Origin of the sequence: Marinobacter mangrovi (genome assembly GCF_016798325.1) — a bacterium.
Taxonomy (GTDB): domain Bacteria; phylum Pseudomonadota; class Gammaproteobacteria; order Pseudomonadales; family Oleiphilaceae; genus Marinobacter_A; species Marinobacter_A mangrovi.
Genome location: NZ_JAERVO010000001.1, coordinates 845692 through 858860 on the forward strand (window position 1 = coordinate 845692; position 13169 = coordinate 858860).

At 52.7% G+C, this 13169-nt stretch carries 12 protein-coding genes; 11 read left to right on the top strand and 1 reads right to left on the bottom strand.

Features of this window, described 5'->3' with window-relative positions; genetic code table 11:
• The first annotated feature begins 16 nt into the window (after positions 1–16).
• Positions 17–1333, top strand: coding sequence for a low temperature requirement protein A (locus JL474_RS03745; RefSeq protein WP_203140966.1), 1317 nt, complete (start codon positions 17–19; stop codon positions 1331–1333).
• Positions 1323–1781: an AtaL-like protein gene (locus JL474_RS03750; RefSeq protein WP_203140967.1), complete on the top strand. Its 459-nt coding sequence runs from the start codon at positions 1323–1325 to the stop codon at positions 1779–1781. Before JL474_RS03745 ends, JL474_RS03750 begins: the two co-directional genes overlap by 11 nt.
• 30 nt (positions 1782–1811) lie before the next feature.
• Here the strand turns inward: JL474_RS03750 and JL474_RS03755 are convergent, their stop codons facing one another.
• The gene (locus JL474_RS03755) at positions 1812–2735 is read right to left on the bottom strand and encodes a LysR substrate-binding domain-containing protein (RefSeq protein ID WP_123634571.1); all 924 of its coding nucleotides are present in this window, start codon (positions 2733–2735) and stop codon (positions 1812–1814) included.
• Between the two features lie 114 nt (positions 2736–2849).
• Between JL474_RS03755 and JL474_RS03760 the strand changes: the two genes are divergently transcribed.
• The 9 genes from JL474_RS03760 to JL474_RS03800 all read left to right on the top strand — a co-directional run bounded on the left by JL474_RS03760 (position 2850) and on the right by JL474_RS03800 (position 13143).
• Positions 2850–3719 (top strand): pirin family protein, encoded by an 870-nt coding sequence (locus tag JL474_RS03760; protein ID WP_203140968.1) that lies wholly within the window; start codon positions 2850–2852, stop codon positions 3717–3719.
• A gap of 76 nt (positions 3720–3795) precedes the next feature.
• Positions 3796–4416: an isochorismate family cysteine hydrolase YcaC gene (gene ycaC / locus JL474_RS03765; protein ID WP_203141303.1), complete on the top strand. Its 621-nt coding sequence runs from the start codon at positions 3796–3798 to the stop codon at positions 4414–4416.
• Positions 4417–4497: 81 nt separating this feature from the next.
• Positions 4498–5070, top strand: a complete 573-nt coding sequence (locus tag JL474_RS03770; RefSeq protein ID WP_203140969.1) for an NADPH-dependent FMN reductase — start codon at positions 4498–4500, stop codon at positions 5068–5070.
• A gap of 371 nt (positions 5071–5441) precedes the next feature.
• Positions 5442–5720: a tyrosine-type recombinase/integrase gene (locus tag JL474_RS03775; protein ID WP_236011973.1), complete on the top strand. Its 279-nt coding sequence runs from the start codon at positions 5442–5444 to the stop codon at positions 5718–5720.
• Between the two features lie 165 nt (positions 5721–5885).
• A complete protein-coding gene (locus JL474_RS03780) occupies positions 5886–9167 on the top strand; it encodes a DEAD/DEAH box helicase (RefSeq protein WP_203140970.1) in 3282 nt (1093 codons plus the stop codon).
• A 62-nt stretch (positions 9168–9229) separates the two neighbouring features.
• Entirely contained in the window at positions 9230–10054 is an 825-nt protein-coding gene (locus tag JL474_RS03785; protein WP_203140971.1) for a hypothetical protein, read from the top strand.
• Positions 10055–10079: 25 nt separating this feature from the next.
• Complete coding sequence (locus JL474_RS03790; RefSeq protein ID WP_203140972.1) at positions 10080–11159, top strand: endonuclease NucS domain-containing protein; 1080 nt, start codon at positions 10080–10082, stop codon at positions 11157–11159.
• Positions 11160–11574: 415 nt separating this feature from the next.
• Entirely contained in the window at positions 11575–12576 is a 1002-nt protein-coding gene (locus JL474_RS03795; protein ID WP_203140973.1) for a DUF3883 domain-containing protein, read from the top strand.
• A 45-nt stretch (positions 12577–12621) separates the two neighbouring features.
• Positions 12622–13143 carry a hypothetical protein gene (locus JL474_RS03800; RefSeq protein WP_203140974.1) on the top strand — a complete coding sequence of 174 codons (522 nt, stop codon included), beginning with the start codon at positions 12622–12624 and terminating at the stop codon, positions 13141–13143.
• The last annotated feature ends 26 nt before the right edge of the window (positions 13144–13169 follow it).

The window sequence follows — 13169 nt, forward strand, 5'->3', positions numbered from 1 at the left end:
GTGAATGCCGTCCGTTATGTTTACGGATGAATGGGCGCGGCCGTCACTCGGATTGTCGCTTTTCTATCGTCGACGCGCCCTCCTTAAAGGCTTTGCTGGCCCAAGTCACCACCTTTGCGCATGGATTCCAATGACAAACCCGGCTTCACCGCGTCTACCTTTAAGGCACTTTGGCCTGCGTCCACTGAGCCCAAGAGATGATCAGGATACCCACCGAGCAGCGACACCACTCGAGTTGCTGTTTGATCTCGTGTCTGTCATTGCCATTGCCTCAGCCGCCGCCGGACTGCATCACGCCATTGCGGCAGGTCATGTCGGGGAGGGCGTTGTCAGCTTTCTGGCCTCGTTTTTTGCGATCTGGTGGGCCTGGATGAACTTCACCTGGTATGCGTCCGCCTACGACAACGATGACAGCCTGCACCGACTGCTGACCATGGTGATGATGGCCGGTTCACTGATCATGGCGGCAGGGATTCATCGATTTTTCGAGAGCACGCGCATCGACATGATCGTGATCGGTTTTGTGGTGATGCGCATCGCCATGGTCCTGTTCTGGCTGCGTGCTGCTTATCACGATTCCGATCGACGGAAGACGGCCTACCGGTATGCCGGCGGTATTGCGCTGGTCCAGGTGTTCTGGGTCGGGTTGATGCTTGCCCAGCCGATGCCTCCGACATTTCTGTTCAGTCTCTATGCCCTGGGGGCGGTGCTGGAGTTGTCGGTCCCCGTTTACGCCGAGAGCCATGTGACAACCCCCTGGCATCGTCATCACCTGATTGAACGCTATGGGCTGCTGAACCTGATTGTGCTTGGCGAAACCTTGCTGGCAGCCGCCATGGCGCTGCAGCACGCAGACGTCGGGCATCTGGATCTCGACTTGCTGAGCGTTGCCGGATCGGCGCTCGTTATCGTGTTTTCGTTGTGGTGGGCCTATTTTTCAAAGGAAGATCACATTGCCCAAAAACGCCTGTCCCTGGCCTTGGTCTGGGGGTATGGCCACCTGGTGATCTACATGGCCGGCGCTGCCGTGGGTGCGGGTATCGCCGCCATGGTGGATGTGCTGACCGGAGAATCCGGAACCAGCTACCGGATCGCGTTGTACGCCATATCCGTTCCTGTCAGCCTGTATCTGATGGGACTCTGGTTCGTCAGGGACCGTTTGGTACTGAGCCATGCGGGGCGCCATATCCTGCTTGGCGTGTCGGTGCTGATACTGGTGACAACGTTGTTCATGCCGTTGTGGGGGATCGCCCTGACTTTGGCTATCGGGGTCGGCGCGAGGAACATACAGGCCTGCGGCGCCAAAACAGGAGGGGAAGGGCATGCAGTTTGAGCACGTGGTGCAGGTTAATGATCTGACGGACGACCGTATCCCGAACATCACCCGGGCGCAGCTCTGGGACGGTATCGCCCTGCGAGCCACTGAACCCCACCGGTTCGTTGTCGGACTGGATGAGTTCGACCTGGAGTGGCAATCCGACACCCGACTGAAACGTCGACTGGAGCTGCCCGGCGTCGTGGTTCATGACGTCGTGACCTTCGACCGACAGCACAGCGTGCAGTACGACATTATTCCAACGGCAGACGTTGCCGGGGGCAGTCTGACGATGACGATCGAGGAGCCGGAACCCGACGCCCTGTTCGTTCGCTTTCGATACTGTGCCCGTTATGTGGAAGGTATTGGCGACGAGCTGCCTTACGACCTGTTTGTCCAGCAGGCCTACGTCACCATGGACATCGACACGATCCGGATCATCCGTGATCGCGTGACCCTCCACTAGTCGGTGGCGAATGCGGTGCCGGCCGTCTGTCTAATCGGAGTTTTGCGGAACCCTGAAATCCACATCGTCCAGAGACTCCGACAGGAAGTCCAGGAAGGTTCGGATGGCCGGCAGCAGGCCCCGGCGAGTCGGGAAGACGGCGTGGAAAATACCGCCGCGTGGTCGCCACTCCGGTAACACGCTGACCAGACGGCCCTCGATCAAGTCGCGCCCGCCAACAATCATCGGCATCTTGACGGCGCCGAGGCCAGACAGCGCCGCTTCCCGAAGGGTAAACACATCGTCGGTGACCAATCGGGGCTGATGATGAATCTGAACCGACGCGCCTTCAGGGCCGTCCAGGCACCAGACGTGCTGGCCATTCCATTGCTCAAAATCGATACTTGGCAGGCGCGCCAGATCCTCCGGCGTCGTTGGCCTGGGGTGATGCTCGAAAACGGAGGGCGCCGCCATCAGGCACTGTGGACTCTGGCTCAATACCTTCATCGTCAATCCGCTGTCCTCCAGCGGTGGATAGCGCACCCGAAGGGCCAGATCGTAGCCTTCCTTGATCACGTCCACACGCCGGCTGGTGGCATCCAGTTCAATATTCACTTCCGGATAGCGCGTCATGAACCGAACCACCAGGGGCGCCACCAGGAAATAGATCAATCCCGGAGGGCAGCTCATCCGGATGCACCCCTTGGGTTCGGATCGGGACCGATCGATGACTTCCTGGGCGGCCTCCGCTTCCACCAGCATCGCCTGACAGTGGCGATAGTATTCCTTGCCCAGCTCCGTAACGGTAAAGACCCGAGTTGACCGGTTGATCAGACGCGTATCCAGGCGATGTTCCAGTGCCGCGATACGGCGACTGAGCTTTGATTTCGGTAGCCCCAAAGCGCGTCCCGCCGGCGCGAAGCCTCCATGTTCCACCACTTTGACGAAGTAGTAGAGATCGTTCAGGTCCTGCATATATCGCCGTCCTATCTATGGAACGCTGAGTATAAGTTTTAATGCCTACTCAGCCCAGTCGTCGAGGTCTATCGTGGTTTGGACGATGTTTCCCACGACACAACGGAGGGGCCGATGAAACAGGTCAAGACCATCTACAGTCCGCCGCAGGGCCATTGGGTTGGCAACGGCTTTCCCGTGCGTTCGCTCCTCTCCTACAACCGCATGGGGGCAGAGAATATTTCCCCATTCCTGCTGCTGGACTACGCCGGGCCGGCCACGTTTTCCCGTGGTCACGAGCGCAGAGGCGTCGGGCCGCATCCGCATCGCGGTTTTGAGACGGTGACGATGGTCTATGCGGGCGAACTGGAGCACCGCGATTCGTCGGGCGCCGGTGGATTTATCGGCGCGGGCGACGTCCAGTGGATGACGGCAGGTGCCGGCATCGTGCATGAAGAGTTCCACTCCAGCGCGTTTACCGAGCAGGGCGGAACCCTGGAGATGGTTCAGCTCTGGGTCAATCTGCCGGCCCAGCACAAAAGCACGCCTGCGGCCTATCAAACGCTCTTGCATGACGAGATCCCAGTTGTATCGCTGGCAGGCCAAAGCGCACAGCTTCGCGTGATCGCAGGCGACTTCCAGGGACACCGAGGGCCCGCGAAGACGTTCACTCCCATCAATGTCTGGGATCTGTTCATTCAACCCGGAACCCACATCGAGCTGGACGTCCCGGAAGGGCATACCGCGCTGATTGTCGCCCTGAAAGGAACGATTCAGATCAATGGAGCGGATGTTCTGCGAGACGCTGAACTGGCGAGCCTGGAACGCTCCGGCTCAGGACTGACCCTCGAGGCCAACAACGAGGCGCACGTGCTTCTGCGCAGTGGCGAGCCCATCGATGAGCCGGTAGTCGGGCAGGGGCCATTCGTCATGACGTCACACCGAGAGATCCAGCAAGCCATTTCCGACTTCCAAGGCGGGAAATTCGGTGAGCTGCGCCATTAGGCCCAGGGCCCGATGGCGACCCATGCCGGTCAAACGACCGGCCAACAACATAATCAGGAAAACAAGGAGATAAATGATGGCCTTTACTTACAAGCGACTGGATAAAGACGATGTGGCCCTGTTGATGGTTGACCATCAGGCGGGGCTGCTTTCCCTGGTGAGGGATTTTTCCCCGGACGACTTCAAGAACAACGTGCTGGCGCTGGCCGACATCGCCAAGTTTTTTGGTATCCCCACCATTTTGACCACCAGCTTCGAAGACGGCCCGAATGGTCCGATGGTGCCCGAGATCAAAGAGGCGTTCCCCGATGCGCCGTATTTCCCGCGGCCCGGTCAGATCAATGCCTGGGATAACGATGATTTCGTCAACGCCGTGAAAGCAACGGGGAAGAAACAGCTGTTGATTGCCGGCGTCGTAACCGATGTCTGCGTTGCATTCCCGACGCTGTCTGCTATTGAAGAAGGGTACGATGTGTTTGTCGTCACCGATGCCTCGGGCACGTTCAACAGCGTCACCCGCGACGCGGCCTGGAGCCGTATGGAAGCCGCCGGCGCACAGATGATGAACTGGTTCAGCGTCGCCGGCGAACTGCATCGGGACTGGCGCAATGACATCGAAGGCTTTGGAGGCATTTTGGCGAGCCATCTGCCGCATTATGCGAATCTGATGCAGAGCTTCGCTTCGCAGCAGAAGTAGCCCGCTTGCGGTAACGCCCACACGGACCGTGGGCGTGTTCGTCAGAATGACTACAGAAACAAACCGTTAAGAGGTGACAAGATGAGCCTGAAACTGCAGATCATCATTTGCAGCACGCGTCCGGGACGGGTTGGGCCGGCCGTTGCGAAATGGTTTTATGAGTGGGCGGAAAAACAACAGCTCTTCCAATGCGAACTCGTCGATCTGGCGGATTTCAAGCTGCCGGTCTACGACGAGCCCAATCACCCCAAGATGCAAAAATACGAACACGACCACACCAAGGCCTGGTCCCTAAGCGTTGCCAAGGCGGATGCCTACATCTTCGTGCTCCCTGAATACAATTTCTGCCCACCGCCTTCGTTCACCAATGCACTGGATTACGTGTATTCCGAATGGAACTATAAACCCGCAGGCTTCGTCAGCTACGGCGGCGTGTCCGGCGGTTTACGGTCAGCCCAGTTGGCCAAGCAATGGGTAACGGCGGTCAAGATGATGCCGATGTTTGAAGGGGTGATGGTTCAGATGCCGTGGACACTCATTGATGACAACGGTCGCTTCCAACCGGAAAAGCCTCATGAGGAATCGGCCGAAGTGCTGCTCAAGGAACTGTTGAAGTGGGCTGAGGCATTGAAGCCGATGCGTGGGCAGGGATAGCCGCTGGTTTTAGGATTTTCGTTGAGGCGTCAGAGTAAAGTTCGGTGATGTGCTATCGATCTGAGCGGATTGAAGTGCGTTGATGCCTGCTTAAGCAAATGCCGGAGGCTCGATCAATCGTCCCCCCCGTTTCTTGCGGTTTTCCCAGTGATTGCCATTCTCATGAGACCGGAATAGGGCGCTTGGCCGGGCCATAATCCCCACCGTAAATTGACAGAACCCCAGAGGGGAAATGTCAAAATCCATCACCAGCGCGCGGTCACTTCCGTGCCCACGCCCAAAAAATCGTTTGCTCGGCTTTCATGAGCGCCCGCGGGTCACTTCCAACTCTGGATAGAGACTTTCAAACCCGGATTCAGAGCTATCTGTGGATGGGCAAGTTTCGGAAGGACGAGCGGATCTTTCCTATCACCCGCCATCCGGTCGGTGCCAACACCGACCGGCTGATCGACTGCGGGACGGGGCCGCCATTCAAGATCGATGGCCACACTTTTCGTCACAGCTTTGCAGTGCATATACTCCTGCACAGACTTCAAGTGAAGTTTGTGAGCCAGATGCTGAGACACAGAAGTGTCGAATCTACAGAGGTTTACACGAATGTGTTAACTTCGATGGATCGCATTTTTTGGAAATGCATGGAGTTTCAGTGAACGGGGCGAGCATAATCTGAAATCCTTTTAGCTGAAATCATGCCGGATCTAACCAATGTTCCTTGCTGTCGCAGAACTAACTTTGATGTGTTTCAAATATGCGGATGTAAGATCCAGACTGCCGGTGCCCCAAGCAATACTCGTCAGCTGTAATGAGAGGAAAACATGGACTTGTTTGACCGTTTACAACTTACCATTACCCTGCCTGAGAAGCGGGTGGTCAAGCTAAAAACTGGTCAGAATTCAGCGGTCCGCTTGCTTGTTCGATCGCGTAGGCTTGATGTCGAGGTAAAGAATTCGGGCGTTGGTGGCTATTTTGAGTTAGCTACAGAACTCGACCCGCCCTTAGATGTAATCTACCTCAAGAATTCTCAAGTTAGAGGACGTCGCCCAAAAGGCGTGCCGGCATTAAAAGGAAAACAGGCTTTTAATATCGCTGAGTTGTCACCGGAGATTCCCTTGGTTTGGGAAGGATTCCCTGATGAACTCGCTGGAATTTCCCCAGTTGAGATTGTCCGTTCTTGGAGCGGGCATTTCGTGTTCAAGGAAGAAGATCCGGACCAGGAAGTTCTTGGCCTCCGCCGCCCTCAGTTGGGCGCTTTGCATGCGATATCAGCATGCTTCGCTACCGACAGAGAGATAGATCCAGCAACTGTCGTTCTACCAACCGGAACAGGCAAAACCGAGACAATGCTAGCGACTATGGTCTATCAAAAATGCGAAAAGATCTTGGTTGTCGTTCCGTCTGATTCACTTCGAGCCCAAATTTCTGACAAGTTTTTGAATTTGGGTCACCTACCTGAAATGGGTGTGGTGCCGGCTAATATCAATCTACCAGCTGTAGCGACCATTAAGTCAGGAATAAGAACACTGGGAACTGCCGAACAACTTGCGGATGCATCTAACGTTATTGTTGCAACGGCAAGCGTTCTCTCAGCAGGGGAGCCGCTCGCTGTCGACCGACTTTGTGAGCGGTGCTCGCACTTATTTGTTGACGAAGCTCACCATATTTCTGCCAAGTCCTGGTTAGATATTCGAGAACGCTTTAAAGGCAGAAAAATTCTGCAATTTACAGCAACACCCTTCCGCAACGATAAGAAAGCGTTGGGTGGTCGCATTATCTATAACTACACCATGGGAGAAGCGCAACGCGCGAATTATTTTACTCATGTCGATCTCCTGCCGATTGAGGAATACTACGAGGACCGGACTGATGCTGAAATAGCCGCAATGGCGGTGGAACGCTTGCGAGAGGATCTGGCGCAAGGGTTTGATCATCTTATGATGGCTCGAACTTCAAGCAAGCCTAAAGCAGAGGCGCTGCTTTCAGTTTACGAGACTATTGCCGCTGATTTGAATCCAGTGGTCGTGCATTCTACCTACGGAAAACCAGAGATAAGAAGACGACTTGAAGGTCTTTTGTCACGGAAGTCGAAAATTGTTGTTTGCGTCGATATGCTCGGCGAGGGATATGACTTACCCAATTTGAAAGTTGCAGCATTGCATGACCACCACAAAAGTTTGGCGGTAACACTTCAGTTCATCGGTCGCTTTACGAGGGTCAGTCACAACCGGCGTCTGGGAAAAGCAAGTGTTGTGATGAATGTTGCGGACCCTAATGTGGAAGGTGATCTACAGAATCTGTATTCCCAGGGAGCGGATTGGGACAGTGTCTTGCGGCGCCTCTCCGAGAATCGTATTGAGCGCGAAGTCCGACTCCAGCAAGTTGTTGACTCGCTTAAGCAGAAAGGTGATTTACATAATCAAATATCGTTGTGGAACCTCGAACCTTCCTATACCGCCATGCTGTTTCGGACCTCATGTGAAGCCTGGGAGCCTGAGCGCTTCATTGAGACATTGCCCAAATTTGATGAGTACTGGCATGCCATCTCAAGTGACGAGAATTTACTAGTGGTCCTTGCGATTCAATCGGCGCCAGTCAAGTGGGGATCATACAAAGACCTCAGAGATACTAATTTTAAACTACTCATTGCTCATTGGGAAAAAGGGCGAAATGCCCTTTTTGTTTTCTCCAATGACTACAAAACATTTCGTGTAGAGGCTCTGGCCGAGGCGATATCTCTTGGTCAGTGCGAACTGCTTAGTGGCGATCAGGTCTTTAATGTTTTCAACGGTATTGAATACCCGTTAGCACGCAATCTCGGAACTGCACAAGAAGGCGCCATTAGCTTTACGCAATATTTTGGTCCGAATGTAACCGAGGGACTATCGCTAATTGAGTCTGAACGCTCCAGCTTGAGCAATATCGCAGCGTTGGGGTATGAGTCCGGGAACAGAGTAGTGTGGGGCTGTTCGCAGCGAAAGGGAAAGGTTTGGTCACCACAAAAGCGTGGCTCAATTGCCGATTGGTGTGATTGGGTCAAAAAGGCATGGGACAAGATCAATACCGAGCAGCCTGTCGAGCACAATCTCACTCGGAACTTCCTCAGACCTGAGCGTATGCGAACTCCGCATCAGAGTTACCCGCTGTCAGTACAGCTCGGTGAGCAGTTGTTGACCTCCTTCGAAGATAAGGTCGATGTGTACTTCGGTGGCACTCCTGTTCCACTCTACGCCGTGGATATCGAAACAGACGGTCAGGAGGAAGACGGAAGTGTTCGAATTTCCATTAGCTGTGACACGGAGAGGTCAGTTTATAAGCTCGTAATCAACGATGAGGCCACGACGAAAGGATATGATTACGAGTTGATCGAGGGACCGGAGGTCTCGGTCAGCAAAGGGGATTCGGACACCGTTTCTTTACCTGAGTACATGATGTCTGATCCCTTCACGATCCATTACGCGGATAGCGCGTTTTCCTATAACGCTCAGATTGTCCGTGTCAGTGAACGTGTGGGCTTGTACCGCAAGGATGATATAGCGCCTTTTGACTGGCGAGGGACAGATATCAGCGTTGAATCAATGGGGTATAGACAGAATGATCGCTCTATCCAATGGCGATACTTCAAACATATCTGCGATGAGTACGATGTCATTGTGAACGATGATGGCGCTGGAGAGGCTGCCGATTTGGTCGCATTAAAGATGCTGGATGACAGCATTGTTCTAACTCTAATCCATCTGAAATATTCCGGTGATGGTAAACCAGGCGCTCGTTTGAAGGACCTTTATGAGGTTTGCGGTCAAGCTCAGCGGAGCGTTCGCTGGAAGCACTTGAACTTGAATTACCTTTACCACCACATTAAACGACGGGATGAGCAGTGGCGCGCTCGCGGTTATTCCCGTTTTATAAAGGGCGGCATCAAGGATCTTTCAGCCATCCGGGATAAATCCCGAACGACTCCTCTTAAGTTTCATGTTGAAATCGTCCAGCCTGGGTTGAGCATTGAAAAGGTTACTGAAGAGGGACTGAAATTGTTGGGTAGTACTGCACTTTATATCAAGAAAACAACGATGGCGGAGCTGTCGGTAATTGGCTCTCATTGATGAGAAAGTTGAGCTAGTCCGGCAAATATTTTCTCAGTCGAGCACCAGGTACGGGTCCAGTCATGCGGTTACCTATCAGGCACAACGGGGACTACATAGTCGAATTCGATCAGTTGACTGTTCATGGTCGGGAGGCCGCTGGTGGGTACGGTCTTACCTTCGTCATGCGGGGCAATCGCCAGCCTTGTCAAAGTAAAATGGTCCTATTCGATATAAATCTTTCATTATCCCTGGCCGATCCCTCTAGGCCGTTATTGGCTTCCATTCCTTCTTCTGATCGTTTGATCAAGTGCCACGACTTCCCAAGTAGTGAGCAGATTGCTTTTGAGACGGTCCTCAATCGAGAACATATTAATGCCATGGAGGAGTACCGCCAGGAAAAAGATCTTAAATTGAATCTGGGGTTGAGGGCGTTGGTTGCATCGGGCGATGAACTGCTTTCGAGTTTTGATTGCACGGATATAGCTTTACCCAGGGAACAATGGTTGAGTGCTTTAAAAAATGCCGGCTATAGGAGCACATTGCTATTCGAGGTTCCGCTTCCAACAACCTCTGATGGTTTAGCAACTTTGATTTCAAAGGCGCAGGAGTTCATTGAAATCGGGCACTACAAAGATGCCGTTATGCAGTGTCGGCACATTGTCGAACAGGTCGAATCGCTGCGTGAAGATAAACAGGCGTCAGCCTCTGCCAACAAGATGGCGCACAGCAGCGAACGGAGGGAGATGAGCTCTATCGCCCGCCTCTTGAGCCTGCGGGAACAACTCAAGAATATTTGCCAACTGGGTGCTCATGGCACCGAAGAATTCACCCGTTCTCAGGCGAAGGCGATTCTGGGTATGACTATGGCGTTACTGGCAGAACCCACTGTGGGTTTGCGGCAGTAAAAGATCGGGTTGAGGAGCATGATTGATGGCAGTCCAGCACGGAATCTGGAAGATCGGCGATAAGCCTCAAACGCTGACTACGGTGACTCTTGAAAGCGAGTCACTCCTCGAAGAGCAGATCACCAAGAACATTTCCATCCTCAGCGATCACTGGTTATTGATTGGCCGCCAGGTGTATACGGACTTCGGCAAGTACGTTGACCTTCTGGCTATCGATGCCACTGGCTCCATCATCATTATCGAACTCAAGAAGGACAAAACGCCCCGTAATGTGGTTGCTCAAACCATTGATTACGCCTCTTGGGTCGAAAACTTGTCTTCGGAGAAGTTTGTTCGGATTTATGCGGACTTCGCAGCTAATAATGGTCTGCCAGATCGGACTTTTGATCAGGCATTTAAAGCGAAATTTGGTGTGGCGCCAGTAGAAAATGAGATCAACAGCTCTCACCAGATGGTGATCGTTGCCGCTGAACTTGATGCGAGCACCGAACGGATCATCAACTACCTCAACGATAAAGCCAGTGTCGCGGTAAATGCTGTTTTCTTTTCAGTGTTCCGTGATGGAGAGAGTCTGTATCTCAGCCGGTCATGGATGATTGACCCTGTGGAGACGGAAGAGCGGGCAGTAAACATAGGGCAACGGGGTGGATGGAATGGTGAGTTTTACGTCAGCTTCGGAACCTACCCTGATGGACGGAACTGGCAGGATGCGTCGGAATACGGGTTTATTTCTGCCGGCGGTGGACGTTGGTATAGCAGAACCGTGTTCATGCTGAAACCTGGCGATCGCGTTTGGGTAAACATACCGGGCACGGGGTATGTGGGTGTTGGTAAAGTAGCCGGCCACCCGATGGTGGCGGACGAGTTCATCACCGGCGATATGACGATGCAAGGTGGATATAACCTCGCATCAGATTACGGTGAAGATGATGCGGAGTATTTTGTGCCGGTGGACTGGACTCACAAAGTTTCGGAATCCAACGCCGTCAACGAGGTGGGCTTGTTCGGCAATCAGAACTCTGTGGCCCGGCCTCGTGCATCTAAATGGGATCACACGGTGACTCGGTTGAAGGAGCTTTGGCATATTCAAGACGCTGGGGCGTGAGCACGGGACGCGTGCCTGTCCGGTTTTGCTCATTGGGGGAGCTTCTGGTAAGCAGCTCGAATGCCAGGAGAGGACGAAAATAAAATTGGACGACCACGCAGAGTGCTAAACCTTTGAGGCTATAAATCAACAAGTTGCGGCTTAATTTGCACAAAAATTGCTAAAAACTTAAGGACATTCACCCGATTCGCTTTTCCACACAAAGCACTAAAGTTGTCGTCCGGCTCACGGGTTGTGATTTTTGCAGCTCAGAAGGGATTTAATAGGGGACCTAGATAATCTATTACGAAAAGTAGATCGGGAAGATCTAGCGAAGTAAAAAGAAGCAAAATTGAGCCCTCAGACTACCTGGTGCCGCTAATGCATCAGACTTGCCTGCTAAACTCCAAGATCATACCCAGAACAAGGGACTGTAATGAGCGATGGTCAAGAGCCAATTGTCTTCATCAACATAGGTTGGATGAAGTTTTACCAGGGTGAAACTGAAGACGACCCCCTGATTGCCAAAAATTTTGGTTACTTTAAAAATCATGAAGAAGGGCAGGCTCCCCCCGGGCATGAGCCCTGGAATTTTCTGAATGTCGATGGCGAAGTAATTGGCTACATCCCTAAAAGCCCAGGCGTGGAAATCAATAATCTCGGAGCCAAACCCTCACAAACAGAAATTGATGGGGTTCTCGTTGTCTTTGTCGCCAAAGATCCAACTGATGGCAATCTCAAGGTGGTCGGTTGGTACAAGAATGCGACCGTTAACCGAGGACCCTGCTTCAAAAGAACGTTTGACGGCCTTCTCGTAGATTCAGCCATAAAAGCCAATGCAGCAGATGCCTTTGTGGTTCCGACTAGCCGGCGCCGTGAAATAGTGCCGACCGCCAAGAGAGGTAAGAACATCGAAAAACGTGGCGGGGTTGGCCAGAGTTCCATTTGGTACGCCCATGACAGGCCCGACGTGATCAAGAGCGTTAGGAAGTTCATCGCCGGCTTTGAAGCGAAGACGACCCAAACGAAGTCTCGGGGCCGCAAGGGGTCTCCGCGGAACCCGGATCCAGAAACTCGCAAAGCGGTTGAAAATTTTGCTATGAATTTGGCAATGAAGTACTTCGAACACACTGTGGATGTGTCTTCAGAATGCAAGGGATGGGATATAGAAGCGATGGAAGGCGCTCAGACGCTCTTTGTCGAAGTGAAAGGCCTATCCGGAAAGGAAGTTAACTTCCAGCTCACTCCTAACGAATACAGCATGATGCAAGATCATAGAGACAAGTACTGTTTGTTCGTGGTAACAGGGGCTCTCACCAAGTCGCCTGTCGTTCGAATCTTTCGATACGAGCACCATGTAAGATCCTGGCGATGGCAGACTGCAACTGGCGAACCTTTAAAGCTGAAAGAGATGACAGGAGCCGTTGGCACCTGCTAAACCTTAAGCAATTTTCAGGCGGGTGAGCGACCTTCAGGAAAGAATATGATCAAAGTTGTAGTTGCGTTTATGGTCGGCCTGGCCGCTGGCTATACGGCAAATGAATTCTGGCCGTTTGGAGGTCATGAGGTATGTGTAGACACCGCAGAAGCGAGGGTGGCTTCTGAGAATCTGGATTTGGCCAGCCGTTTAACTGCTATGTTCGTCGCCAGAAAGACGTGCGATAAAAAGTACGAGACAAAGCTCGACCCAGATAACGATGAGGACCTCCGAAACTTTATGGGCATATCTTCAACGTTGAGGTTCGGTGAAGATGGATTGCACTATCTGACAGTGAAAAATAGCAATCCGAATTTCATAGTGACGAAACTGAAGTTGAAGCTGAACCTGTCGAGAGACGGCTGGAGCGATCAAACCTCTGCCAATACTGGGTACATTCGTGTGATGCCAAACTCCGAATTATCGGACATAAAGTTGAATACAAACCTCTATGGTACGGATGACCTCTCGGAGTCCAACTTCAGTTACTCAATTGCTGAAGTTTGGGGCGTTAAGGTCAGCCGTTAGATCGAAAGCTCCAATCAGCGTCGAGT